Source organism: Micromonospora arborensis, assembly GCF_003205615.1.
GTDB lineage: Bacteria > Actinomycetota > Actinomycetes > Mycobacteriales > Micromonosporaceae > Micromonospora > Micromonospora arborensis.
In genome coordinates this window covers 143,668-169,970 of the sequence record NZ_PYBV01000002.1, presented here as the reverse complement: position 1 = coordinate 169,970, position 26,303 = coordinate 143,668, and the positions used below count along the sequence as shown (strand labels likewise).

18 protein-coding genes are annotated in these 26,303 nt (G+C 71.2%); 8 read left to right on the top strand and 10 right to left on the bottom strand.

Annotation, left to right across the window (positions count from 1 at the left end; genetic code table 11):
* Positions 1 to 1,164: 1,164 nt before the first annotated feature.
* Positions 1,165 to 1,353, bottom strand: a complete 189-nt coding sequence (locus C7C45_RS01790) for a hypothetical protein (protein ID WP_110561839.1) — start codon at positions 1,351 to 1,353, stop codon at positions 1,165 to 1,167.
* 19 nt (positions 1,354 to 1,372) lie between these two features.
* Between C7C45_RS01790 and C7C45_RS01785 the strand changes: the two genes are divergently transcribed.
* From C7C45_RS01785 to pulA, 4 genes are all read left to right on the top strand, one after another.
* On the top strand, positions 1,373 to 2,176 hold the full coding sequence (locus C7C45_RS01785; RefSeq protein ID WP_110561838.1) for a hypothetical protein: 804 nt from the start codon (positions 1,373 to 1,375) through the stop codon (positions 2,174 to 2,176).
* A gap of 120 nt (positions 2,177 to 2,296) precedes the next feature.
* A complete protein-coding gene (locus C7C45_RS33465; RefSeq protein WP_146247230.1) occupies positions 2,297 to 2,998 on the top strand; it encodes a hypothetical protein in 702 nt (233 codons plus the stop codon).
* Between the two features lie 76 nt (positions 2,999 to 3,074).
* Positions 3,075 to 3,755, top strand: coding sequence for a cellulose binding domain-containing protein (locus tag C7C45_RS01770; protein WP_110561860.1), 681 nt, complete (start codon positions 3,075 to 3,077; stop codon positions 3,753 to 3,755).
* Positions 3,756 to 3,876: 121 nt separating this feature from the next.
* Complete coding sequence (gene pulA / locus C7C45_RS01765; protein WP_110561835.1) at positions 3,877 to 9,402, top strand: pullulanase-type alpha-1,6-glucosidase; 5,526 nt, start codon at positions 3,877 to 3,879, stop codon at positions 9,400 to 9,402.
* A 75-nt stretch (positions 9,403 to 9,477) separates the two neighbouring features.
* Here the strand turns inward: pulA and C7C45_RS01760 are convergent, their stop codons facing one another.
* The 3 genes from C7C45_RS01760 to C7C45_RS01740 all read right to left on the bottom strand — a co-directional run bounded on the left by C7C45_RS01760 (position 9,478) and on the right by C7C45_RS01740 (position 15,399).
* Positions 9,478 to 11,130 carry a hypothetical protein gene (locus C7C45_RS01760; RefSeq protein WP_146247229.1) on the bottom strand — a complete coding sequence of 551 codons (1,653 nt, stop codon included), beginning with the start codon at positions 11,128 to 11,130 and terminating at the stop codon, positions 9,478 to 9,480.
* A gap of 305 nt (positions 11,131 to 11,435) precedes the next feature.
* Complete coding sequence (locus C7C45_RS33460; RefSeq protein WP_146247228.1) at positions 11,436 to 13,319, bottom strand: right-handed parallel beta-helix repeat-containing protein; 1,884 nt, start codon at positions 13,317 to 13,319, stop codon at positions 11,436 to 11,438.
* Between the two features lie 598 nt (positions 13,320 to 13,917).
* The gene (locus C7C45_RS01740) at positions 13,918 to 15,399 is read right to left on the bottom strand and encodes an aminopeptidase P family protein (RefSeq protein WP_110561831.1); all 1,482 of its coding nucleotides are present in this window, start codon (positions 15,397 to 15,399) and stop codon (positions 13,918 to 13,920) included.
* Between the two features lie 128 nt (positions 15,400 to 15,527).
* On the opposite strand from C7C45_RS01740, the gene asnB reads away from it, so the two are divergent.
* On the top strand, positions 15,528 to 17,489 hold the full coding sequence (gene asnB, locus C7C45_RS01735; RefSeq protein ID WP_110561859.1) for an asparagine synthase (glutamine-hydrolyzing): 1,962 nt from the start codon (positions 15,528 to 15,530) through the stop codon (positions 17,487 to 17,489).
* A gap of 76 nt (positions 17,490 to 17,565) precedes the next feature.
* On the opposite strand, the gene C7C45_RS01730 is transcribed toward asnB, so the two are convergent.
* Positions 17,566 to 18,660, bottom strand: coding sequence for a lytic polysaccharide monooxygenase (locus C7C45_RS01730; RefSeq protein ID WP_110561830.1), 1,095 nt, complete (start codon positions 18,658 to 18,660; stop codon positions 17,566 to 17,568).
* Between the two features lie 368 nt (positions 18,661 to 19,028).
* On the opposite strand from C7C45_RS01730, the gene C7C45_RS01725 reads away from it, so the two are divergent.
* Together C7C45_RS01725 and C7C45_RS01720 are read left to right on the top strand one after the other, a co-directional pair.
* Positions 19,029 to 20,207: an XdhC family protein gene (locus C7C45_RS01725; RefSeq protein ID WP_208641031.1), complete on the top strand. Its 1,179-nt coding sequence runs from the start codon at positions 19,029 to 19,031 to the stop codon at positions 20,205 to 20,207.
* Positions 20,208 to 20,324: 117 nt separating this feature from the next.
* Positions 20,325 to 21,260 carry a carbohydrate kinase family protein gene (locus C7C45_RS01720; protein ID WP_110561857.1) on the top strand — a complete coding sequence of 312 codons (936 nt, stop codon included), beginning with the start codon at positions 20,325 to 20,327 and terminating at the stop codon, positions 21,258 to 21,260.
* Between the two features lie 3 nt (positions 21,261 to 21,263).
* On the opposite strand, the gene C7C45_RS01715 is transcribed toward C7C45_RS01720, so the two are convergent.
* Complete coding sequence (locus tag C7C45_RS01715) at positions 21,264 to 22,094, bottom strand: MBL fold metallo-hydrolase (protein WP_110561829.1); 831 nt, start codon at positions 22,092 to 22,094, stop codon at positions 21,264 to 21,266.
* Positions 22,091 to 22,495 carry a thioesterase family protein gene (locus C7C45_RS01710; protein WP_110561828.1) on the bottom strand — a complete coding sequence of 135 codons (405 nt, stop codon included), beginning with the start codon at positions 22,493 to 22,495 and terminating at the stop codon, positions 22,091 to 22,093. Before C7C45_RS01710 ends, C7C45_RS01715 begins: the two co-directional genes overlap by 4 nt.
* A gap of 124 nt (positions 22,496 to 22,619) precedes the next feature.
* On the opposite strand from C7C45_RS01710, the gene C7C45_RS01705 reads away from it, so the two are divergent.
* A complete protein-coding gene (locus tag C7C45_RS01705; RefSeq protein ID WP_244200187.1) occupies positions 22,620 to 23,687 on the top strand; it encodes a phosphatase PAP2 family protein in 1,068 nt (355 codons plus the stop codon).
* Between the two features lie 162 nt (positions 23,688 to 23,849).
* Here the strand turns inward: C7C45_RS01705 and C7C45_RS01700 are convergent, their stop codons facing one another.
* From C7C45_RS01700 to C7C45_RS01690, 3 genes are read right to left on the bottom strand one after another with little or no spacing between them, the layout of a single operon-like run.
* Complete coding sequence (locus tag C7C45_RS01700; RefSeq protein WP_244200186.1) at positions 23,850 to 25,418, bottom strand: PH domain-containing protein; 1,569 nt, start codon at positions 25,416 to 25,418, stop codon at positions 23,850 to 23,852.
* Between the two features lie 43 nt (positions 25,419 to 25,461).
* A complete protein-coding gene (locus tag C7C45_RS01695) occupies positions 25,462 to 26,013 on the bottom strand; it encodes a PH domain-containing protein (RefSeq protein ID WP_425271102.1) in 552 nt (183 codons plus the stop codon).
* Positions 26,010 to 26,240, bottom strand: coding sequence for a hypothetical protein (locus C7C45_RS01690; protein WP_110561827.1), 231 nt, complete (start codon positions 26,238 to 26,240; stop codon positions 26,010 to 26,012). The genes C7C45_RS01695 and C7C45_RS01690 overlap by 4 nt, the downstream gene beginning before the upstream one ends.
* Positions 26,241 to 26,303 lie beyond the last annotated feature (63 nt).

Below are 26,303 nucleotides of genomic sequence, written 5' to 3'. Positions count from 1 at the left end.
GTCTCAACGGGGGGTGTAACTGGCGGGTCATTCCGCCGCACTCCCGGGGGTTGGCCTGCTACTTCGGCGGCCGGGTGTGTAACCGTGCTGGCCCGGTGGGTGTTCCCGGGGGTGGCCTGCCGCTTCGCCGGCCGGGTGTGTAACCGCGGCGGCCCGGTGGGTGTTCCCGGGGTTGGCCTGCCACTTCGGCGGCCGGGGGTGTAACCGTGCCGGCCTGGCGGGTGTTCCGGGGTTGGCCTGCTACTTCGGCGGCCGGGGGGTGTAACCGTGGCGGCCGGACGGGTGTTCCCAGCGGCTCGCGGCTACGGGATGTAACCGCGGCGACCCGGCGGGTGTTCCCGGAAGCTGGCGGCTACGGGGGATGTGAACCGTGGCGGCCCGGTGGGTGTTCCCGGGGCTGCCACACGCCTGAGCCCGGGGGCTGCGGCGGCACGCCAGGTGTAACGACCCGAGCCGGCCCCCGATTCCACCGCCAGGGTGGCCCCGACCACTGGACGAAACCGCCCAGACAGAACAAACCGGCGGCCTGGCGCTCCCGCATGGTGGGCATCCGGCGGTGATCCACTCCATGTCGGCGACATGGCGGTATCCGGCGGGCGAGATACCGCCACATCGGCGACATGGAGTCGATCATGCCGATCATGCCCATTACGCGAGCGCAGGTTGGATGCTGCGGAGCTGGCCGGCCCGCCTAGAGCACGGCGAACCAGACAAACGTGCCCAAAACCGTCGCGCTGGCAACCAGGCTCGCTTCGGGTCGGCACCCGCACACCGCCTCGAAAGCCACCCCGGGCCTGAACACCGACACTGCGGCACCGCTCACTAGGCCAAGATCGTGCTCGAACCATGAAACAGTGCCCTCAACCACGAACGAGGCCACTACAACCAGGATCGAGCACGATCATGCGAGGCGAACCAGCACCGGCGGGCGGGCGGGGGAGCGTCGGGGCGGGGCGGGTGGTCATGCGAGACGAACGCAGCACCGGCGGGGAGCATTGAGGCGGTCGGCGGTCAGGGCGGCGATCATGGACCGTCCACGACAGAGTGTCGGGGCGATCGGCGGTCAGGGGTTGCCGCCGTCGACCCCACGAGAAAGCGTCGGGGTGGTTGGCCGTCAGGGGACGGCGACCGTTGATCGTCCACGAGGGAGTGTCGGGCGGGTGGTCAGGCTTGGTCGGCGGGCTTCGCGGTGTCGCCGGCCTGGGCGTGCCGTTCCAGTAGCCGCTGCCGGATCTCCTCCGGGGTGTACGCGCGCCGACGCCGTTCGGCCCGCGCGATGACCACGCCGGAGGCCGCGACGCCGGCGAGGCCGGCCAGCCCGAGGACCTTCCACCACCGCATTCGTTGCCGCATCGGCCTAGGCTAGACCCTCATGAGCATCAGCCTGGATGAGGCCGTCGAGTTGACCCGCACCGGCGACGTGTGGGTGTTCCGGGGTCGCAGCGTGCCGGACCGGGCGATCCAGTTCACCACCAACAGCCCGGTCAACCATGTCGGGATGGCGGTGGTGCTGGACGACATGCCGCCGTTGATGTGGCACGCGGAGTTGGGCAGGTCGTTGCCGGATCTGTGGTCGGGCACCCACCAGCGCGGTGTCCAGTTACACGACCTGCGGGACGCGGTCTGCGTCTGGGCCAACCGGTACGGTCAGCGGGCCTGGCTGCGGCAGCTCGATCCGCCGGCCGACGCGGAGATGGAACGGGCGGTGCTGCGCACGATCGCGCGGTTGGACGGCACGCCGTTCCCCTCGACGGCCCAGTTGGCGTGGCGCTGGGTGCGTGGTCGGGTGCCGGCACTGCCACGCCTCAATCGGCCGGCGCTGCCACGTCCCGGTCGGCCGGCACCTCGGCCAACCCCGGCTACCCCCGCCGGCCCGGCCACCCCTGCCACCCCGGCCACCCCTGCTGGCACGGCCATCCCCGCCGGCCCGGCCATCCCCGCCACCCCGGCCACCCCTGCTGGCCCGCCCGGGCCAGCGGGGGAGCGGGACCGGGCGCTGGAGACGGCGTACTGCGCCGAGGTGGTGGCGGTGACCTATGAGGCGATGGGGTTGCTGCCGGCGGGCCGGCGTCCGAACTGGTACGACCCGGGGCGGTTCTGGAGCGGGGACGACCTCGGTCTGGCCGCCGACGCCCGGCTGGGTTCGGAGATCGAGGTGCGGGTGCCGCAGCGCTGAGGTTCGACCGACCGGGTCGTCCGCGGGGTCGAGCTGTTTTCCGGGGTGTGTCGGCCGGTTGGCCCGATCCGTACCCGCCCGGTTTCCGGTCGGCGCGGTGCTGGCTACGCTGTCGCGTCGGTGGGGACGAGGGGGGACCTGATGGCGGTGCGGCCGGACGGTGCGGCAGGGTCGCGGGCGGCTCGGGTGTTGGCATCGGCGCCGTGGGTCGTGGTGCTGCTTGGTGTGGGTGCGCTGGTGGTGCTCCTGGTGATCGCGTTGCTGTCGTTCCGGGGCCGGGAGCGGGACGCCGCGCCGCAGGCGGGACCTCCGGTGTTCCTGCCGACCGTGCCGGCCGCCGCGTCGGCGACCGGTGGGCCGACTCCGGCCGCCGTGGAGCGGCGTTCGGTGTCGCCGCGGCCGTCGCGCAGCAGTCGGACGCCGTCGCCGCGTGCCACCGTGAGCAGTTCGCCGACTCCGGGGCGGACGAGCGCCTCGGCGGTGCCGACGGTGCCGACGGCTGAGACGGTCAAGGCCCGGTACCAGGTCGGTACGAACGGATGGGACGGCGACGCGGCGGTGCTGTCCGTCGAGAACGGGTCGGGTCGGTCGGTGGACTGGCTGGTGGAGTTGGCGTTCGACGACGACCTGCGGGCTCTGCGGGTCACTGACGACTCGGGAATCTCGGTGTGGGGGCGCGGGAACGGCGAGTTCGTGGTGCGCGGTACCCGTTCGCTGGACCCGGGTGGCTCTCGGACGCTGCGGCTGCGCCTCGGCTGGGGTGAGTCGGCGGAGCGGCCGCTCCGGTGCACGATCAACGGGGTCGACTGCCGGCTGGGCTGAGCTGTCGGCGCTTCCGGCCCCGGCCGTCGGTCGTTAGGCTGCCCGGACGGTCCGCTGAGGGAGGTTCATGTTCGGCATGCGTCGTGTCCCGCGACTGCCGCGCGGTCCGGTTGCGATCGTCTCGTCGCCCTGGATCGTGGTGGGCGCTGGTGTCGTCGTGATGGTGGTCCTGCTCTTCGTAGCCCTGGGCGCGTACCGGGGGCGTAGTCCTGCGCCGGACGGAGCGCCGGTGCCGCCGGCGTTGCCGCTGCCGTCGGCGGTCGCCGCGCCGAGCGCGCCCACGTCGGTGTCGGCGTCGTCGCCGGCTCCGGTGCTGCCGGGCTTGTCGGGGCGCGCGAGTGGGCTGCCGCCGAGCGCCGTGGCCGGGTCGCGGTCACCGTCGGGGAGCTCGTCTGTCGGTCCGACGGTGACGCGGTCGCCGAGCCGGGTTCCGCAGGGGCGGCCGGCGGTGAGTGGGCGGTACCGGGTGGTGCAGAGCTTCGACGGGGGTTTCATCGGCGAGGTGTCGATCGTCAACGCGTCTGCCGAGAGCCGTGGTTGGACGGTCGTGTTGGAGTTCTCCGGTGGGCGGTTGGTGACCACCTGGGTGGAGGGCGTGCCACAGGGGACGGTTCGACAGAACGGCAGCGGCTTCACGTACGTCAGTGGGGTGGACGTGCGGCCTGGTGGTTCGGTGTCGTTGCGGTTCCACCTGGAGCGGACGTCCAGTACGCCGTGGGTGTGCACGGTCGACGGGGTGCGCTGCAGCGGGTTCTGACCTCGACGAACACAGCACTCCTGCAAGGTTGCTGCCTTGTTGCGACCGTGTTTGCAAACTATTGCAGAATTTTTCGGCAAGGGTTAGCGTGCGGCCAATCAGCGACCAGAGGAAGGCGTCGATGAAACCCCCGCCGATACCGCGCACCGCCCTGCTGACCTTCGTCTCCGTGCTCACGCTCACGCTCGTCGGCACTCCGGTCGCCGCGCACCCCGCCGCTCCCCGGTCGTCCGGCGGCGCCCCCCTGGCCACTGCCGGCGCCGCCCAGTGGCGCGACGAACCCACCGCCGAGGCGCTGCTGAAGGCGGGCGGCAACTCCGCGCGGGCCGAGCAGTTCTACTTCGTCCTGCCGGACCGGTTCGCCAACGGTGACCCGCGCAACGACCGGGGCGGCCTCTCCGGTGACCGTCTGCGCACCGGGCTCGACGCCACCGACAAGGGCTTCTACCACGGTGGCGACCTCAAGGGCGTCATCGACAAGCTGGACTACATCCAGGGCATGGGCACCACGGCCATCTGGCTCGCCCCGGTTTTCAAGAATCGGCCGGTGCAGGGTGCAGGCAACGACATCTCGGCTGGCTACCACGGCTACTGGATCACCGACTTCACCCAGGTGGACCCGCACTTCGGCACCAACGAGGAGATGAAGAGGCTGGTCACGCTCGCCCACCGGCGCGGCATCAAGATCTACCTCGATGTGATCGTCAACCACACCGCCGACGTCATCAAGTACGCCGAAGACAAGTACGCGTACGTGGACAAGGCGACCTCGCCCTACACCGACGCGCAGGGGCGGGCGTTCGAGGACCGCAACTACGCCGACGGCAGCCGCGCGTTCCCGCCGGTCGGCAACGAGTCGTTCCCGTACACGCCGACGTTCGCCGAGGCGGGTGACGCCACCGTCAAGGTCCCGGCCTGGCTGAACGACGCCACCATGTACCACAACCGGGGTGACTCCACCTTTGCCGGCGAGAACAGCGAGTACGGCGACTTCTTCGGTCTCGACGACCTGTGGACCGAGCGCCCCGAGGTGGTCCAGGGGCTGACCAAGGCGTACGGGGACTGGATTGGCGCGATCGGCGTCGACGGGTTCCGGCTGGACACCGTGAAGCACGTCAACATGGACTTCTGGCCGCAGTTCAGCCAGGGCATCGAGCGGGCCGCCGAGAAGGCCGGCAAGAAGGACTTCTTCATGTTCGGCGAGGTGTACAGCGCCGACCCGGAGATCAGCTCCAGCTACGTCCGGCAGGGTGGCCTGCCGGCGACCCTCGACTTCGCCTTCCAGGAGGCCGCTCGCGGGTACACCGCCGGTGCCGGCTCGGCGAAGGCGCTCGCCGACGTGTACGCCCGCGACGACCTCTACTCCGCCCGGGACACCGACGCCGGTCGGCTGACCACCTTCCTCGGCAATCACGACATGGGCCGGATCGGTTCGTTCGTCGCCTCCGGTGGCACCGACCCGACCAGTCACCTGCGCCGCGACCAGCTCGCGCACCAACTGATGTTCCTCACGCGTGGCCAGCCGGTGATCTACTCCGGTGACGAGCAGGGCTTCACCGGGCCCGGCGGGGACAAGGACGCCCGGCAGGACATGTTCGCGTCGAAGGTTCCCGACTACCTCGACGACGACCTGCTCGGCACCGACCGCACCCACGCCAGCGACCAGTTCGACACCAGCCACCCGCTGTACCGGACCATCGCCGAGCTGGGCCGGCTGCGCCAGGCCCACCCGGCGCTGCGCGACGGCGTGCAGGTCACCCGGTACGCCGCCGACGGTCCGGGTGTCTTCGCCGCCTCCCGGATCGCCCCCGCCGACCGCACCGAGTACGTGGTGGCGGTGAACAACGCCGACACCGCGCAGACTGTCACCGTGGACACCTGGTCGGCCGGCGCCACCTTCACCGGCATCTACGGCGGCTCGGGTGACGAACAGGCCGGCGGGGCGCCCCCGGCCCGTTCGGACGCGAAGGCGGGTGCCGACGGGAAGCTGACCCTGACCGTGCCGCCGCTGTCGGCGGCGGTGTACCGGGCCGGCAACCCCATCGCACCGGCGGCCGGCAAGCCGACCATCACCATCACCAGCCCGGCTCCGGACGCGCCGGTCGCCACCCGGGCCGCGGTCACCGCCCAGGTGACCGGTGACCCCCTCGCCACCGTCACCGTCGCCGCCCGGGTCGCGGGTGGCCGGTGGACGTTGCTGGGCAGCGCCGACCACGCGCCGTACACCGTGCAGCACGACCTGACCGGTCTGGCCGGCGGCACCCGGGTCGAGTACAAGGCGGTGGTCCGCGACGGCCGGGGTCGCACCGCGACGGCCCGGTCCACCGCCGTCGTGGGTACGCCTCCGCAGGGTGACTCCCGGGAGTGGGCGGTGGTGCACTACCAGCGGCCCGCCGGTGGGTACGACGACTGGGGGTTGTACGCCTGGGGCGATCTCGACCCGGCGTACGTCACCGAGTTTCCCAAGGGGCAGCCGTTCGCCGGGGAGGACTCCTACGGCCGGTTCGCGTGGGTGAAGCTCAAGCCGGGCGCGAAGTCGGTGAGCCTCCTGGTGGTCGACGCGGACGGCGCCAAGGACGTCGCGCAGGACCGCAGCATCGACGTGACGTCCACCGGGGAGATCTGGCTCAAGCAGGGCGACCCGGCGATCTACCCGAGCCGGCAGGCGGCCACCGGTGAACCGGACCCGCCGGTCCAGGAGGGCACCGCCGTGATCCACTACCGGCGGGCCGACGGCAACTACGACGGCTGGGGTCTGCACCTGTGGGACGGTGCGGCCAACCCGACCGAGTGGTCCAGCCCGTTGAAGCCGACCTCGACCGACGCGTTCGGGGCGGTGTTCCGGGTGCCGTTGGCAGCCGGTGCCACCGGGCTGAACTACATCATCCACCAGGGCGACACCAAGGACCTGCCCGACGACCAGCGGCTCGACTTCGCCAGCGCGGGACGCGAGGTGTGGCTGCTCGCCGCCACACCGGGCCGCTTGCTGCCGTCGACCGCGACCAGCGCCAGCAGGGACACCGACATCACCAAGCAGAAGGCGCACTGGATCGACCGGTCCACCGTGGCGTGGCAGACTCCGCCGACCGACGGTAGGACGTACGCGCTGATCACCGCGCCCACCGGCGGGGTCAGCGTGGTCGACGGAGAGCTGACCGGGACGTACACCTCATTGCCGTTGCGGGCGCAGCGCAACGGGCTCACCGAGGCCCAGCGCACGAGGTTCCCGCACCTGTGGTCGTACCGTAGCTTCGCCCTGGACCGGGCGGACCTCGCCAAGGTCCCGGCGGCGCTGCGGGGGCAGGTGCTGGTCACCGAACGCGACGCCACGGGCGCCCTTCTCTCCGCGACCGGTGTGCAGATCCCCGGTGTGCTCGACGACGTGTACTCCCGGGCCACCGACGCGACCCTCGGGCCGACCTTCGCGGGTCGGACGCCGAGCGTCGCGCTGTGGGCGCCGACCGCCCGGACGGTGACGCTGCAACTGTTCGACTCGCCCACCGCCCAGCCCAGGACGGTGCCGATGCGCCGCGACGACCGCACCGGTGTCTGGTCGGCGCGCGGCAACTCCACCTGGGTCGGCAAGTACTACCGCTACCAGGTGCAGGCCTGGCAGCCGGCGACGCAGAAGATGGTCACCGCGTCGGTGACCGACCCGTACTCGGTGGCCCTGGCGGCGGACTCCACGCACAGCCAACTGGTCGACCTGAACGACCCGGCGCTGGCCCCGGTGGGCTGGCGGACGCTACGCAAACCGGCGCCGGTGCCCCCGGCGAAGGCGCAGATCACCGAGCTGTCGGTACGGGACTTCTCCATCGCCGACGACACCGTGCCGGCCGAGCGGCGGGGGACGTTCCTCGCCTTCACCGACCCGAAGACCGCCGGCATGACCCACCTGAGGGCGCTCGGCGACGCCGGCGTCACCCACCTGCACCTGCTGCCGGCGTTCGATTTCGCGACAATCCCGGAGAAACGGGCCGACCAGCGCCAGCCGGCCTGCGACCTGGCGGCACTCCCGCCGGACTCCGCGGAGCAGCAGAAGTGCGTGGCGGCGGTCGCCGACACCGACGGCTACAACTGGGGGTACGACCCGTTGCACTACACCGTGCCGGAGGGCGGCTACGCCGTCGACCCGGTCGGTGCGGCGCGGACCACCGAGTTCCGCCGGATGGTCGCCGGGGCGAACGACGCGGGCCTGCGGGTCGTCATGGACGTGGTCTACAACCACACGTCGGCGGCCGGCACCGACGCGAAGTCCGTGCTCGACCAGATCGTGCCCGGCTACTACCACCGGCTGTTGGAGGACGGCACGGTAGCCAACTCCACCTGCTGCGCCAACACCGCGCCCGAGCACGCCATGATGGGCAAACTCGTCGTCGACTCGCTGGTCACCTGGGCGCGACAGTACAAGGTGGACGGTTTCCGGTTCGACCTGATGGGTCACCACCCGAAGGCCAACATCCTGGCCGTCCGCAGGGCACTGGACCGGTTGACCGTCGCCCGTGACGGCGTGGACGGCAAGGCGATCCTGCTCTACGGCGAGGGCTGGAACTTCGGCGAGGTCGCCAACGACGCCCGGTTCGTCCAGGCCACCCAGGCCAACATGGCGGGCACCGGCATCGGCACGTTCAACGACCGGCTGCGCGACGCGGTGCGCGGCGGCGGACCGTTCGACGCGAACCCGCGGGTGCAGGGTTTCGCCTCCGGGCTCTACACCGACCCGAACGGTGACGCGGCCAACGGGTCACCCGCCGAGCAGAAGGCCCGACTGTTGCACGCCCACGACCTGATCAAGGTGGGTCTGACCGGCAACCTGCGCGGGTACCGGTTCACCGACACAGGCGGACGGCAGGTCACCGGGGCGCAGGTGGACTACAACGGCTCCCCGGCCGGTTACACCGCGGCGCCGGGGGAGGCCGTCACCTACGCCGACGCGCACGACAACGAGATCCTGTACGACGCGCTGGCGTACAAACTGCCGCAGGCCACCACGGCGGCGGACCGTTCCCGGATGCAGGTGCTGGCGCTGGGCACGGTCGTGCTGGGGCAGGGCACCGGGTTCGTCACCGCCGGCACCGAACGGCTGCGGTCGAAGTCGCTGGACCGTAACTCGTTCAACTCCGGTGACTGGTTCAACCAGATCCGCTGGGACTGTGCACAGGGCAACGGGTTCGGCGCCGGCCTGCCGCCCGCGGCGGACAACGAGGACAAGTGGTCGTACGCGAGGCCCCTGCTGGCGGACCCGGCGCTGGTGCCGGACTGCGCGGCGATCAACACCACCGACGCCCGGTACGCCGAGTTGCTGCGCATCCGGGCGTCGTCGCCGGTGTTCGGGCTGGCCACCGCCGAGCAGGTGCAGCAGCGGGTGGCGTTCCCGCTGTCCGGCGCGCAGGAGATGCCGGGCGTGCTGACCATGACCCTGGACGCCCGCGGGCTGGGTGGGGCGTGGAAGTCGGTGACCGTCGTCTTCAACAGCACCCCGCAGACGGCGAAGCAGACGTTGACCGGTCTGCGCGGCGCGGACGTGGCACTACACCCGGTGCTGGTCGACTCGGCCGACCCGGTGCTGCGTACCGCGTCGTTCGACCGGGCGGCTGGCACGTTCACCGTGCCGGCGCGCAGCGTGGCGGTCTTCGTCCAGAAGTGACGAACCGGCCCCCTTCCGCGTCCTGCGGAAGGGGGCCGGCCTGTTGCGCTGCCGTGTGCTGTCACCCGTAGGTGATCAGGCGAAGCAGTTCTCGATGGTGCCGCCCGGGATGGCCAGGCAGTTGGTCGGGCGGTTCGCGGTGATCGCGGACTTGTCGTCCACGTTCACCTGTCCGAAGAAGCTGAAGACGCCGCCCGGCTCGAAGGTGGAGAAGTTGTGGGCGACCTTCGTCTTCGACAGGTTGACCTCGCCGAAGGTGTTGAAGATGCCGCCGCCGACTCCGATCGGGCCCAGGGCCCGGTTGCCGACGACCTCGCTGTCGCGCAGCGTGGTGACGCTGCCGCGGTTGTAGAGCCCGCCGCCGAAGAAGCCGGCGGTGTTGTCCTTGATGCTGCTCTTCTCGAACGTGACCGCGCTGTCGAAGGCGATGGCCACACCGCCACCGACACCGGCGGTGCTGTTCTTCTCGATCAAGGCCTGGTGCAGGTTGAGCTGGCTGTCCGCCGCCGCCAGACCACCGCCGGCGAGGACCGCGGTGTTCGAGACGAACTTGGTCTCGTACGCGGTGGTGTTGCCCTCGATGTCGAGGTAGCCGCCGCCGAAGCCCAGCGTCTCGTTGTCGGTGATCTCGGCCTTCTTGAGCTCGACCGTTCCACCGTCGACGTCGTCGGCGAAGATCTCCGCGGCACCGTTGGAGATACCGCCACCACCGATGACGGCGGTGTTGTCCGTGATCTTCGACTCCTCGACCTTGAGCAGGCCGGCGTTGAAGACACCACCGCCGAAGAAGAAGGCGGTGTTACGGGTGACGGTGCTGTGCCAGATCTTCGTGGTGCCGAAGTTGGCCACGCCACCGCCGTTGTTGCCCGACTGGTTGAGGACGACCTCGGACTCCAGGATCTCGGCGGTGCCGCCCGGCTGGACCAGGATGCCCGCGCCGTCGGTGTCCTCCGGGTACTCGACGAGCGGTGTGACGACGCCCGCCGAAGCCTTCGGCGTGACCTTCGGCGCGGCCTTCAGGCCCGCCTTCGGGTTGGCCTGCTGAGCGGTGAGCGCCTGGGCCAACGGGGTACCGGCCTTCACCTGCGCGGCGAGCGCCTCGGAGTCCGAGTACGCCGCCCAGACGGCTGCCGGCTCGACGCTGTCGTACCGATCGAGGGTCTGGCCACCCTTGATGGTCAGGCCCTCGATCGTGAGGTGACCACCGGCGCCGACGTTGAGGATGCGGAAGTAGTCCGCCGTCGCTTCCCGGGAGATCGTCGTGTGCTCACCCTTGAGGGTGATGTGCTCGGTGATCACCGGGAGGCCGTTGCCCTGGTAGTCGTTGCGGGTCAGGTTGTAGGTGCAGCCCTTGGCCAGCTCCAGCACACCGCCGTGCTTGTTGTTGGCGAACACGATGGCCTGGATCAGCTTGTCGGTGTCGCAAGGCACCTCCTTCCCGCGCTCGTGGTCCTTGTCCTTGTCCTTGTCCTTGTCCTTGTCCTTGTCCCGGTCCTCGCCCTTGTCCTTGTCCCAGTCGCGTCCTTCGTCACCCCGCTGGTCGCCGTCCTTGCTGACCTGCGCGGTGTTCCAGTTCAGGCCGACCGCTCCGGCGCTGCCCGCGACGCCCACCGCCGCGAGACTGATCACGCCCGTCAAACCGGCCACGCCACTGGCGAGCCAGAGCTTGCGGCGGCGCTTGGCCGTCGCCCGCCCGGAGGCTTCGTTGTTCGTTAGGTAGTTGGACATCGGAGCTCTCTGCCCTCTCCTCGTACCAGACAGGGTCGCCGCCGTCAGACGGACGTCCCCTGCTACAAATCGGTTGTAGCTCCCAAAACCACCGTATGAGAAGGATCCTCGCCTCGCGGGCTTATCCGAAAGAACCCCGCATTCGGTTCATGTCCCATCCGGAGGGGCCGGGACGCCCCGCCAGGCCCACTGCCGCCCAATGCGGCCGTCGACCCCTGTTGACCAGCCAAAACGGGTACGCCCCTCCGCGCCGTCGCCGGCTCGGAGGGGCGCACCCTCTATGTGGATCAGCCACCCCGTTCCGGTCAGAAGCAACCGGGAACGTTCAGGCAGTTGGTGGGGCGGTTGGCGGACACCGCAGACTCGTCGTCCAGTCTCACGGAGCTGAAGAGTCCGTTGGAGATGCCACCGGGCGGCAGGGTGGCGAAGTTGTACGTCACCTTCGTCCGGTGGAGGGTGATCTCGCCGCCGTCCGTGTTGTAGATACCGCCGCCGCTGCCGGACGGGCCGACGGCCCGGTTGCCCGCCACCTCGCTGTCGCGCACCGTGGTGACGCTGTCGTCGTTGTAGAGACCGGCACCGAAGAACCCCGCGGTGTTGTCCTTGATCTTGCTGTTCTCGATCGTCGCGGCGCTGTCGAAGGCGACCGCCACGCCGCCGCCCACGCCGGCGGTGCTGTTCTTGACCACCGTGGCGTTCTTCAGAGTGAGCTGGCTGTCGGCCACCGCCACGCCGCCACCGGCGAGCACCGCGGTGTTGCCGCTGACCGTCGTCTCGTGCAGGGTCGTGGTGCCCTCGACGTCCAGGACGCCGCCGCCGAAGCCGAGCGTCTCGTTGTCGGTGATCTCGCTCTTGTAGACCCAGACCGAGCCGCCGTCGACGTCATCGGTGAAGATCTCGGCCGCGCCGTTGGAGATGCCGCCACCGCCGATGATCCCGGTGTTGTCCTTGATCTTCGACTCGTCGACCTGGAGCAGACCGGCGTTGAAGATGCCGCCGCCGAAGAAGAAGGCGGTGTTGTGCGCCACTGTCGTCTTACTGAGCCTGGTGCTGCCGAAGTTGGCCAACCCGCCGCCGTTGCCACCGGACTGGTTGTAGAGCAGCTCGCTGTCCAGGATCTCCGCGCGACCACCGGGCTGCACCAGCACCCCGGCACCGTCGGTGAACCCGGGCTGCTCGACCAGCGGCACCACCGCCGGCCCGACCGCCGCCGGCTTCGCCGCCACGACCACAGGCTTCGCTGCCGTCGTGGTGGCCTTGGTCGCTTCCGCCGGCTTGGCTTCCGCCGCGGGCTTGGCTTCCGCCGCCGGCTTGGCTTCCGCCGCGGGCTTGGCTGCTGCCGCCGGCTTGGCTGCTGCCGCGGGCTTTGCCGCTGTCGCTGTCGCGGCCTTGGCTGCTGTCGCCGGACTCGATGCCGTGGCGGGCTTGCCCCCGGGTGCTTCCGCGACGTCCGGCTTGGCTGCCGTGTTGGCCACGGTGGAGCGGACCAGGGCCGAGTACGGCGCCCAGACCGTCGCCGGGTCGGCGGTCATCGTGGGCTGACGGGTCTGGCCACCCTTGATGCTCAGGCCCTGCAGGGTGAGGTCCCCGCCAGGGCCGACGTTGAGGATCCGGAAGTAGTCGGCGGTGGCGTCGCGACCGATGGTGGTGTGCTCACCCTTGAGCGTGATCCGCTCGGTGATCACCGGGAGGCCGTTGCCCTGGTAGTCGTTGCGGGTCAGGTTGTACGTACAGCCCTTGGCCAGCTCCAGCACACCGCCGTGCTTGTTGTTGGCGAACACGATCTCCTGGATCAGCTTGTCGGTGTCGCACGGGACCTGCCGGGCGCGGTCCTTCTCGTCCTTCCCGTCCTTCTGGTCCTTGCCGTTCTTGTCGGACCGGTCGTCGAAGCCGCTCCAGTCGTCGCCGCTCCACTCGCCTTCCGGACCGCCGTCCTCCTTGGCGCCGTCCTTCTTGGCACCGTCGTCCGCACCACCGGCGTCGCTGACGTTCTGCTGGTTGGTCGACGGCTGCGCGTCGGAAGCCCGGTTGGAGGTGGGCTTGTCGTCCCGGGCGGCCACACCGCCCAATGCGGCCAGGCCGACCACACCGGTCAGCCCGGCGACGCCGGCGACCCAGAGCGCCCGCCGTCGTCGTGTCGGCGGAGCTGTCGAGGCCCCGCCGTCGGTACTCGTTACGTCGTTGGACATCAGAGCCTTCCGCCCTTTCCTGCTACCAGACGGGGCCGCATCGCCCGAGGCGTCACGACCAGCTACAAATGGGTTGCAGCCTCTGATCCCCACCGTATGAGAACCATCTTCGCGATGCGGACGTATCTGAGATAACCACGCATTCGGCTCAGCCCAGCTTAGGAAGCGCAACCGGTTCGGGGTGGCGGAAAGGGGTGTGAGCAGCACAAACGCTGACGGATGCCCTATGCGGAAGCCTCGCTACCCGGGGTTCGGGCGGGGGCCGACGGGCAGTGCCGGTCGGTGGGTCAGCGGACGGACGCTGACTCAACTGGGTTGAGGTGCGGCCGTGGCCGCGCCGTGCGGTGCCGGGCCGTGCCGGGCCGTGGCCGCGGCCGTGGCCGGGCCGACATGATCCACTCCAGGTCGCCGAGGTTGCGGTATCTGGGGCGGTTGATGGCGCGACATCGCCGAGGTGGTGTCGATCATGGTGATGCCGGGCCGTGGACCGGGCCAGCCACGCCCATGAGGGCTGTCGAGGGGTGGGCGCAGACGAGGCCCCGGTCAACGTCGCAGCACGTTGACCAGGGCCTCGCCGGGGGCAGTCGTTCGTCAGGTGTCAGCCGGGCAGGCGGGGGCCCGCCTCACGCTGCTCGGCCAGCCAGGTCTCCACCTCGTCGGAGGTGCGCGGCAGCCCGGCCGACAGGTTCACCGCGCCGGTCGCGGTGACCAGCACGTCGTCCTCGATCCGGATGCCGACGCCGCGCAGCTCGGCGGGGACCAGCTCGTCCTCCGGCTGGAAGTACAGACCCGGCTCGACAGTGAGCACGTAGCCCTCGCCCAGCGCGCCGTCGCGGTACGTCTCCTTACGGGCGTTCGAGCAGTCGTGCACGTCGATGCCGAGCATGTGGCCGAAGCCGTGCAGCGTCCACCGCCGGTAGACCGTCGACTTCTCGTCCATCGCCTCGTCCACGCTCACCGGCAGCAGACCCAGCTCGGCCAGGCCCTCGGCGAGCACCCGCATGCAGGTCAGGTGGACGTCCTTGAACTTCACACCAGGTCGAATCGCCTCGATGCCGGCCTGCTGTGAGGCGTACACGATGTCGTAGACCTGGCGTTGCAGGGCGGTGAACCGCCCGCTCACCGGCACCACCCGGGTCACGTCGGCGGTGTAGAGGTTGCGGCCCTCGACGCCCATGTCCATCAGCAGCAGGTCACCCGGCCGGGTGGCGCCGTGGTTGTGCACCCAGTGCAGGATCGTGGCGTGCTCGCCGGCGCCGACGATCGAGCCATACCCGACGTCGTTGCCGTCGTGGCGGGCCCGCAGCGCGAAGACGCCCTCCAGCAGCCGCTCCGAGACGGCGCGGTCCGCCGGCAGGATCCGGGCCACGTCCTCGAAGCCGCGCACGGTGGCGTCGATCGCGTCCTGGAGTTGGCCGATCTCCCACTCGTCCTTGACCAGCTTCATCTCCGAGATGGCGATCGCCAGCTCCCGGTCCCGGGCCGGCTGACCCTCGGCGCGGGCACCGTCGTACGGGCGGACGGCCGCGTCCACCTGGGCGTCGAACCCGCGCAACACCCGGGTACGCCCCGGCGCCAGGTCGGCGAGGGTCGCCTCCAGGCCGGTCAGGTCGGCGGTGGGCAGGCCCAGCTCGGTCGACTTCTCACTGAGCGTGTGCCGCCGGCCCACCCACAGCTCGCCGTTGCGGCTGCGGAAGAACTCGTCGGTCTCGCGGGACGAGCGGGGCCGCATGTACAGCATCGCGTCGTGCCCTGAGCCGTTCGGGCGCAGCACCAGCACGCTGTCCGCGTCGTGGTCGCCGGTCAGGTAGGCGAAGTCACTGCCCGGCCGGAACGGGTAGTCGGTGTCGTTGGCCCGGACCTTCTCGGTGCCGGTGGGGATCACCAGCGTCTCGCCGGGGAACGCCGCCGAGAGCGCCGCCCGCCGCTTGGCGTAGTTGGGCGTCTCCGGCCGGGGCGACACGGGGAGCGCGGTGTCGCGCCAGCCCTGCCGCATGAACGACAGGAACGCCTCCGGGAAGTCCGGATCGTGCGATTCCGTGCCGTCCGTCGGCGTACCGTCGGTTTGTCCCTCGGTCATTGCGCCGCTCCCTCCGCTTCGTTGCTGATCCCGACGGTACCGCGCGCCCGGTTCGCGGTGACGCCCCCGGCGGGCGGATCGACGGACGGCTGCGACGGGCCGACAGCGCGCGTGGAAAGATGACCACCATGTGCGGACTTCTGGCCTTCTTCAGCGCGAACGGCAACGCCGCCGCGCACCGCGACCACATCGCCGGAGCGTTGGAATGCCTGCACCACCGCGGCCCCGACGAGACCGGGGTCGAGGTGGTCGGCGACGCCTCCGGCCGGTACGCGGACGGCGTGTTCGCCCACAAGCGGCTGGCCATCATCGACGTTGCGTCGAGCCACGAGCCGCTGCCCTACGCGAACGGCCGTTACCTGCTCACCTTCAACGGTGAGATCTACAACTACATCGAGTTGCGCGAGGAGTTGATCAGGGACTTCGGCGCTCAGTTCGCCACCGCCGGTGACGGTGAGGTGATCGTCGCGGGCTACCACTTCTGGGGCGAGCAGGTGCTCACCCGGCTGCGGGGCATGTTCGCGTTCGTCATCTGGGACCGGCAGGAGCGGCGCGCGTTCGGTGCCCGCGACTACTTCGGCATCAAGCCGATGCACTACCTGGAGACCGCCGACGGCCTCTACCTGGCGTCGGAGAAGAAGGCGCTGCTGCCGTTCGCGCACAGCAACTACCAGGGCGACGCGGGCGTCGACACGGCCAACCTGAGCCACTACCTGACCCTGCAGTACGTCCCCGAGCCCGGCACGCTGCACAAGGGCATCAGCCGGATCGGCTCCGGGGAGTACCTGAACTGGACCCCGGGCGGGCGGATCGACGTACGGCGGTGGTATCGGCCGGTGTTCCGGCCGGCGCCCGTCGACGACGAGCAGAAGCTGTACCACGAGATCCGGGAGACGCTGCGGGAGAGCGTGCGCATGCACATGCGCTCCGACGTCCCGGTCGGTTCGTTCCTGTCCAGCGGCATCGACTCCACCGCGGTGGTCGCGCTGGCCCGGGAGTTCAACCCGAACATCCTCACGTTCACGGTCGGCTACGACGTACCGGGTTATTCGGAGATCGACGTCGCCCAGGAGTCGGCCCGGCACCTGGACGTCACCACCATCCCCACCAAGATCGGTCCGCAGGACATGATCGAGGCGCTGCCGAAGATCGTCTGGCACCTGGACGACCCGGTGGCCGACCCGGCGTTGGTGCCGCTCTACTTCGTGGCCAAGAAGGCCGCCGAGCATGTCACGGTGGTGCTCTCCGGCGAGGGCGCCGACGAGTTCTTCGGCGGCTACACCATCTACCGGGAGCCGCTGTCGTTGGGCACCGTCAACGGTCTGCCCGGCGGGGTGCAGAAGGGCCTGCGCGCGGTCTCCAAGGCGATCCCGCAGGGGGTCAAGGGCAAGAGCTTCCTGGAGCGCGGCACCACCCCGATCGAGGAGCGCTACTACGGCAACGCGCGGATGTTCACCGAGGAGGAGAAGCAGCACCTGATGCGCCGCTACGACCCCTCGGTGCGCTACACCGACGTCACCGCCCCGATCTACGCCGAGTGCACCGAGCTGGACGACGTCACCAAGATGCAGTACGTCGACCTCTACACCTGGCTGCGCGGCGACATCCTGGTCAAGGCCGACCGGATCTCGATGTCGCACTCGCTGGAGGTGCGGGTGCCGTTCCTCGACCGTGCCGTCTTCGACGTCGCGGCGAAGATCCCGGTCGACCTGAAGCTGCCGCCGCGCTCCGACGCCACGAAGTACGCGATGCGCCAGGCGTTGCAGGGTGTCGTGCCGCCGGCCATCGTCAACCGCAAGAAGCTGGGCTTCCCGACCCCCACCCGGGTCTGGCTGCGCGGCGAGATGTACGAGTGGGCCCGGCACGTGCTGAGCACCTCGGGTGCGGGCGACCTGCTCGACCTGTCGTACGCGCTGCGGCTGCTCGACGAGCACAAGCGGGAGGAGGCCGACCACTCCCGCAAGGTGTGGACGGTGTTGATCTTCTGCATCTGGCACGCCATCTTCGTGGCGAAGACCCTCGACCCGGGCATCCAGCGCAACCAGTCGGCTCTGCTCACGAAGCCGGTGGTCGGCTCCATGGTCCGCTGACACCCTGTTGATCAAGAGGTTTGCGTCATCCGGAGTCGTTCCGGTGACGCAAACCTCTTGATCAACTAGTGGAGATTCAGCGGCGGGCGCAGGTGACCGTCGGGATTCCGTTTGTTCCTGTGGTGCTGGCCAGGAAGCCGAACGTGGTGGTGCCCTCCGGTGCGACGGTGCCGTTGTAGGCGACGTTCGTCGCTGTCACCGACGAGCCGGACGAACTCTGGGTGGCACCCCAGATCTGACTTATCGACTGCCCGTTGGGCCAGCTCCAACTCGCGGTCCAGCCGGAGAACGGCGTACTGCCGTGGTTCATGATCGTGACCTCGCCCTGGAAACCACCCTGCCAGGCGCTGCTCACTCTGTAGACCGCCATGCAGTCGCTGCCACCCGGCGGTGGGGTGGTCGGCGGTGCGGTGGTCGGCGGTGCGGTCGTCGGCGGCGCGGTGGTCGGCGGCGCGGTCGTCGGCGGTGCGGTGGTGGTCGGGTCGGGCGACGGCGAACCGGTGCCCGGGCCCACCCCGGTCACCTGACCGTTGCCACCGTCGAAGGTCACGTCGGAGCAGCCGAAGAAGTTCTCCTGCGAGTCCGAACGCACCCAGCGGGAGTAGATGATGTGCCGGCCACTCTTGCCCGACGGCAGGTTGCCGCTGAAGTAGTAGTGCCCGTCGTTGGTGCCGACCGCCCCGCGCTGCGGCGGGTTGGTCACCGTCAGGAACGGCTCCTCAAGGTCACTCCAGGCCAGCGCGCGAGTCGGGCTCCAACTGTCCTTGGTCACGTAGAAGTAGAACGTGCCCGGGTGGTGCGCCCAGTTGCTGTACTTGAAGTCCAACCGCGACCCGGAGGTCAGGTGGGTCAGCGGCCAGTCGGTGCGGGGCAGGTCGTAGCCGCGGTAGCCGGTGTTGCCGCCGCTGCACAGTTGCCCGTCCGGGATGAACCCGGTGGTCCGGCCGCCGGCGTCGGACCGCAGCACGCTGAACCAGTTGTAGAGCGAGTTCGCCCCGCTCTGCGCCACCGCGGCGGAGCACGCGGGGTTGTTCGGCCTGATCTCACCGGTCTGGCTGCGGCCGTCCTGCCAGCACAGGTAGGTACGGCTGCCCGGGGTCATCGCCGCGCCGTGCGCGGCGGCCGGCTGGGGACTGGACGCCAGGGCGACGGCGCCCAGCGCGAGGGTCATGGCCGCAGTGAGCAACGCGGCCGTACGGGAACGGTTCACGGGTTCTCCTGACTCGCGAGGCGTGCCGCCCGAGCCGCCCCGCCACAATCGGGTGGGACGTGGCCTGCTCGCCCCGCTGAAGTGAACGGTGCGACGATCACGGCGACGTGCCCCGGCGAAAGACCAGCCGGTGGACGCGTGCCATCAACGGTCCTGTCAGGGACCGGCGCCCTCGCGTGTGACGAACCCGGCAACCGGCGGCGCCGCAGCCCTCGCACCGCCCGGTACGCGTCATCCCACCATGCCGAACGCCCGCAGCGCAATAGCCGTTCCTCGATGAATGAGATGACCCACCGGTCGCCGTTGGACGCCATATCCTGCGTACGGGGATGGCGGAACGGAGAGGCGGCAGCCCGGTGCCGGACGTGTTCGACGAGGTGCACCGCCGTTGCCGCGCCGGCGAGCCGGTCGCGCTGGCCACCGTCGTGGCCACCTGGCACTCCGCGCCGCAACCGCCCGGCGCGACGATGGCGGTGGCGGTCGACGGCACGGTCACCGGCAGCGTCTCCGGCGGCTGCGTCGAGGCGGACCTCTACGAACGGTCCCGCCGGGTGCTGAACACCGGCGCAGCCGAGCTGATCCGGTACGGCATCAGCGACGACGACGCGTACGCCGTGGGTCTGACCTGCGGTGGCATCCTCGACGTGTTCGTGGAGCGCGTCGACGCCGGCGCCCTGCCGGAGCTGGACGCCGTCGCCGCCGCCCGCCGGGGCGGCCAACCGGCGGCAGTGGTCGCCTGCGTGGCCGCCGATGCCGGCGATCCACCGGGCGCGGTGCCGACCGATCCGGCTCGGCGGTTGGGTCGGCGGCTGGTGCTGACCGGCCAGCGGTCGATCGGCTCGCTGGGTGACGACCGGCTCGACGCCGCCGCAGGCGTCGACGCCCTCGGACTGCTCACCGCCGGGCACAGCGGGGTGCTCCGGTACGGCTACCACGGGCAGCGGCGCGGCAGCGGCGTCAGCCTCTTCGTGACCGCGTACGCCACCCCACCACGGATGATCGTCTTCGGGGCGATCGACTTCGCCGCCGCAGTGGCCCGGATCGGCGCGTTCCTCGGCTACCGGGTCACCGTCTGCGACGCCCGGCCGGTCTTCACCACCGCACGGCGCTTCCCCGAGGCGGACGAGGTGGTGGTGCAGTGGCCGCACCGCTACCTGCGCACGGAGGTGGACGCCGGCCGGGTCGACGGGCGGACGGTGGTGTGCGTCCTCACCCACGACCCGAAGTTCGACGTGCCGTTGCTGGAGTTGGCGCTGCGCCACCCGCTGGCGTACGTCGGCGCGATGGGCTCGCGGCGCACCCACGACGAGCGGCACAAGCTGCTGCGCGAGGCGGGGCTCGACGCGGAGCAACTCGCCCGGCTCGCCTCCCCGATCGGGTTGGACCTCGGTGGGCGTACACCGGAGGAGACCGCGGTCAGTGTCGCCGCGCAGATCGTCGCGGCCCGGTGGGGCGGCAGCGGTCGCCCCCTCGCTGCGCTCGACGGGGCGATCCACCGACCGGGGTAGCGCGTTGGTGCACCGCCTTCGGCGCGCACCGGGGCGTGCGCTGTGCCAGCCTGGGGGCACGGCGATCGGCTCGGCGTGCGGCGGCCGGTGGTGGTTGGCGACGACGAGAGGATCGGCATGGGGTACGCGGTGGTGCTCGGCGAGGCGCTCGTCGACCTGCTCGACAGCGAGCGTGACGGGGAACGGGTCTACCGGCAGGCGATCGGCGGTGGGCCGCTCAACGTCGCTGTGGGGGTGGCCCGACTCGGCGGTGCGGCACAGTTCGTCGGCTCCCTCGGCGACGACGTGCTGGGCGGGCGGATCCGCGCCTTCCTGACCGAGGCCGACGTCGGGGTGGCCGGTGCGGTCACGGTGCCGGCGCCGACCACGCTCGCGGTGGTCACGTACGCCGGGCCGGAACCCGACTTCCGCTTCTACGGCGAGCCGGCCTCCTACGGCCTGCTCGGCCCCGACGATCTGGAACTCGCGCTGCTGGAGGGCGCCGACGTGCTCTACTGCGGCTCGATCGTGCTGCTCCAACCCGGCACGCTGGCCGCCGCCCGACGCGCCTGGTCGCTCGCCACCGGTCTGCGGGTCTTCGACCCGAACGTACGTCCCCGGCTGCTGAACGGGCCGGCCGCGTTGGAGGGGCTGCGCGAGGTGGTGGCCGAGTTCGCCGCCGGCGCGCACCTGGTCAAACTGAGCGCCGCCGACGCCGGGCTGCTCTACCCTGGTGAACCGGTCGAGGGGGTGGCGGCGTACCTGCGCGAGTTGGGGGCCGCCACGGTGGTGGTGACGCTCGGCGCGGCCGGTGCGGTGCTGGCCGCGGCCGACGCCGACCCGGTCCGGGTGCCGGCCCCGAAGGTCAACGCGATCGACGCCACCGGTGCCGGTGACTCGGTGATGGCCGCGCTCATCGCCGACCTGCTGCGCGACGGCGAACCGACCGACCCGGGCGGCTGGGTCGAGCGGGTGGCGTTCGCGCTGCGGGTGGCGGGCCTGGTCTGCGAGTCCCCGGGCGGCGCCACCGCCATGCCCACCCGCGCCGCCGTCGAGCGCCGCTTCGCCGCTTAGGGCCTAGGCCTCGCCGTCGAGCTCTGCGTAGCCGCGGTGGGCGGCGATCAGGGCGGCGCGGGCTCCGAAGGGGGCCTCGGCGGCCACCCGCTCCGGCGGCGCGCTCCCGGTGTGCGCGGCCCGGATCAGCCAGGCCAGCCGCACCAGCTCGGCGTGCTGGGCGCGGACGAATTCGACGTCCACCGGGTCGCCGTGGCCCGGCACCACCACCGTGCGCGCGGTGGTCAGCCGCAGCAGGTCCGCGACCGCGTCCGGCCACCGCAGGGGGTACGAGTCCTCGAAGGCGGGCGGGCCGCTCTGCTCCACCAGGTCCCCGGCGATCAGCACGTCCGCGTCCGGCACATGCACCACCAGATCCGCCTCGGTGTGCCCCCGCCCCGGGTGCCGCAACAGCACCCGCCGGCCACCCAGGTCCAGCGACGTCTCGATCTGCACGGTGTGCGTCGGAGCGAGCAGCGGGGTGTCGGCCAGCTCGGCGGCGAGCGCCGGGTGCTCCGTCCGCACCTCCTCGTACGCCTCCCGGCGCAGTCGCTCCGGCTCCGCGCGTAGAGCCGCGGCGGCCAGCTCGTGCGCGTACACCGGGCGGGGCGGGTCGCCGGCCAGGACGGCGTTGCCGAAACAGTGGTCGTAGTGGTGATGGGTGTTGACAAGCGTCAACGGGCGGTCGGTGACCGCCCGGACGGCGGTGGCCAGGACGGTGGCCTGGGCGGCCGACGAGAGCGTGTCCACCAGTAGCGCCTCGTCGTCGCCGACGACCAGCGTGACGTTGACCCGCAACAGCGGCTCGCGCAGCACGTGCACCCGGTCGGCGACCTCGACGAAGCCGGCGTTCACGACGCCCGCCCGGCGCGTTCGACGAAGCGTTGCCGGTCCACCAGGATCCGGTCCACTCGACCCCGGGCCACCGTCTGGTCGCCGTCGCTGACGGTGACCTCGAACGACAGTCGGCGACCGTCGACCGTCGCCAGCAGGGCCTGCGCCCGGACGGTCCGGCCGACCACGGTCGGCGCCAGGTGCTCCAGCTCGACGCGCGTCCCCACGGTCGTCGACCCGGGCGGCATCCCCGTCGCCGTCGCCGCGACGGTGGCCGCCTCGGCCAGCGCGAGCACCCGGGGCGTGCCCAGCACCGGTACGTCCCCCGAACCGACCGCCTGGGCGGTATCCGCGTCGGTGACGGTCAACTCGACCTGGGCGGTCAGGCCCGGCGCGAAGGCCGTCTCGGGCTGCTCCTGCATGGTCGTCAGCCTAGGTGCTCGCCGAGCCCGCCGAACACGCGCCCGAGGATCCGGGCACCTGTGCACGGCTTCGCCGGGTGGTCCCCGTCGGTCGATGCCATACCCGTCGTTAACCTTGACGACGATGGCCGTCGTGACTGACCCCCAGCCCCCCGCCCGGACCGACCCGCCCGCGTCCGCCGACGGGGGCCGTCGGCGTGTCGTCGCCATGAGCATCTGGGCGGTTGCCTTCCTCGCCGCCTGGCTGGCCATCGGGCTGCCCACCGACCCCACCTACGCCTTCGTCTGGATCTGGGCCGCGACAATCGCCTGGAACAGCGACCGGCCGTGGCGCAGTCACCTGCGCTTCGTTCGGGACTGGGTGCCGGTGGTGCTGCTGTTCGCCCTGTACAACCTCTCGCGCGGGTTCGCCGACAACGGGGCCACCCCGCACGCCATGGAGTTGATCGTCGCCGACCGGTTCATGTTCGGCTGGGCCACCGGCGGCGAGGTGCCCACCATCTGGTTGCAGCAGCACCTCTACCACCCGCAGGTGCACTGGTGGGACATCGCGGCGAGCTGGGTGTACTTCTCGCACTTCGTGGTGGCGCTGACCGCCGCCGCGGTGCTCTGGCTGCGTAACCGGCGCCGCTGGGCGGCGTACATGCGGCGCTGGGGCTTCCTCTGCGCCGCCGGCCTGATCACCTACTTCGTCTACCCGGCCGCCCCGCCCTGGTGGGCAGCGCAGAATGGGCTGCTCACCGAGGTCGCCCGGATCTCCACCCGGGGCTGGAAGGCGTTCGGCATGCACGGCGCCGGCAACGTGCTCAACGCCGGCCAGATGGCCTCCAACCCGGTCGCCGCGATGCCGTCGCTGCACACCGCGTGGGCGTTGTTCGTGGTGCTGTTCTTCCTGACCAGCACCCGCCGCCGCTGGTGGCCGCTGCTGCTCGCGTACCCGCTGGCGATGACCTTCACCCTGGTCTACTCGGGTGAGCACTACGTGATCGACGTGCTGGTCGGCTGGGCGTACGTGGGGCTGACCTTCCTGGTCGTCGGCCTGGCGGAGCGCGGTTGGGTTGCCTGGCGGGCCCGTCACCCGAAGCCCGAGGTGCCGCCAGCGGCCAGGGCACTACCGCACCAGTCCACCACCCCCCACGAACCACCAACGACCGCAGAACACCCGCCCCCACCACAACCCGCCGACCACTAACCCCCACCCCCTCCGCCCGGCCCCCCGCCCCGCCCTTCACCCCGTTGATCATGAGGTTATTGCCCCGACACGCCGATCGGGAGGGCAATAACCTCATGATCAACGCGGGGATGGGTGGGGCGGGGGCGGGGCGGGGGGAGGGAGGGTGGGTGGGGGTCACTGTTAGGTGGGGTGGCGGGCGGTTTGGGATCGGGTGGTTAGGTCGGCGGCCAAGGTCCACGCCTCCGCCAGATCCCGGTCCTGGGCTGTGGCACCGGATCCGCCTGCGGTGTCCGCGTGCACGGAGGCCAGTCCCAGGCGGCGCTGAAGAGGGCCCTGGACCACCCGCACGCTCTGGATGCGGGCGTACGGCACGATCACCAACTGCCGGGTGAGCCGCCCGGACCGGGTGACGAACACCTGGTCGAACAGCCCCGCACCGAACGCGTCGCGGCCCAGCGGATGCAGCCAACGGGTCCGGCGCGGCGGCGGGGTCAGCGTGAGCGCGTCGAGGCGTACCCCTGCAAGCACCTCGGCGACGATCATCGTCGCCGTCGGCAGGTCGCCGACCGGCAGCAGCCGGTCGGGCCGGTTGCGGTCGTCGGCCTCCGCGACGGAGTACCCGGCCACCTCCAGGCGCAGCCGCAGCCAGCCGTTCACCCGCCAGAGCAGCGGCCAGGTGGCCCGCACGGTCTGCACCCGCGCCAACGGCACGGTCTGCGCCCGGGTCTCCAGCAGGCCGTTGTGCACCCGCAGCGTGCCGTCGTCGCGGGCCAGCCGGAAGTTCCAGTCGTCGAGGACCCGGCGCACCGGTTGCAGCAGCACACCGGCCATCGCGGTCAGCGTGCTCGCCACCGCGACGAACGACCACGACCCCGCGGTGAGGAACTGCACCACGACGAAGGCCACACCGAACGGAAGCAGGAACGCCTGTGGGGTGAGCAGTTGGCTGATCAGCAGGTTCTGGTTGCGTACCGCGTGCAGTGGCCGGCCCGGCGTGGTCGTCGGTGGCGCCGCCGCCCCCGGGACCGGGACCACCGCGGGCGCCGCGTAGCCCGGCACGATCGGCTGCGTCACCCGCCCGGCCAGCGCCAGCAGCCGCTCGCGCAGCCGGGCCGCGTCGGCCACCCCGAGGTACGCCAGGGGCGCCTCGGTCTTGCCCCCGCCGACCACTTCCAGGCGCAGCTCGGCCAGGCCGGTGAGCTGGGCGAGCAGTGGCCGGACCACCTCGACGGCCTGGAGTCGCTCCAACGGGATGGCCCGGGTACGCCGCCAGAGCAGCCCTTCGTACACCCGTAGTTCGCGGCCCACCACGTGGTAGCCGGTGTTGTACCAGCTGATCACCGACAGCACTGTCGCGCCGAGCGCCAGCACCAGCACCATGGCGGCGAACCAGCCGAAGCCCACCCGGGACAGCGTCGACCAGGACAACCCGGCGATCACCACGAACAGGGACTTGGCACCGTGCAGAAGCGGGCTGAGCGGATTCAGGCGCTGCCGCGGCTCGGCCTCGCCGCCGCCCGGGGGAGCCGGCCACGGCGCGGCGGCCCCGGGCGGCACGCGCTCGTAGGGCACCGCGCCGAGGGGTGGCACCGGCTCATGGGGCACCGCGCCGGGCGGCACCGGCTCGAAGGCTGCCGCGCCGATGGGCGGCACCGGCCCGTGCGGTGCAGCGTCGGCAGGCGGCACCGGCTCGCGCGGCGTCGGGCTCGCGGGTGGCACGGTGCTCGGCTCGGCGGGGCGGTCGCTCATCGGGCTGGCCCTCGGCACGGTCGGTGGCCGCCGCCTCGGGCGCTCACAGCCCCTCCGCCCGGTCCTCGCCGAGTGCGGTGAGCCGATCGCGTAGCCGGGACGCCTCCGCCGGGCGCAGCCCGGGCACCCGGGCGTCGCTCGCTGCCGCGGCCGTGTGCAACTGCACGGTGGCGAGGTCGAACGCGCGCTCCAACGGCCCGGCGCTGACGTCGACGAACTGCATCCGCGAATACGGCACGATGGAGAGCCGGCGGACCAGCAGCCCATGCCGGACCAGTAGGTCGTTCTCCCGCTCGGCGTACCCCCAGGCCCGCACCGCGCGGACGATCGCGACCGCCCGCCACACGCCGAGCAGCAGCACGACCGCGAGGGCGAGCCCGAACAACCAGTGGTCGCTCAACACCCAGCCGACTGCCGTCCCGGCCAGCCCGATGGCGACCACGATCGCCAGCCGGATCAGCTCCACCCAGATCAGGTCGGTGGAGATCGGCTGCCAGTGGACGGTGTTCGGCCAGGGCTCCAACGGCCCCCAGGCCACCGGCGCGGCCGTCGAGGCGTCGGGTCCGAGAGGCGGTGGGGCGCCGGGGGTGCTCACATGTCGAGCGTAGGCGATCCGGGCACCGGAGTGACGGCACGCAGGAAGCCGCGAGCGTCCAGGAAGTCACCGAGGCTGGTCCGGTGCTCGGCGCACGCCAACCAGGTCTTGCGTCGAGCGGCGTCGTGCAGACGGGGATTGTTCCATTCCAGGGCCCAGACAGCGGCGGCCCGGCAGCCCCGGGCCGAGCAGACCAGGGCCTCGTCGGCGGGGAAGGGGGTGCTCACCCCGGCCAGTCTAGGGCGGCGGGACGGAGAGCTTGAGCGCCGGGCGACCACGGGGGGAGCCGC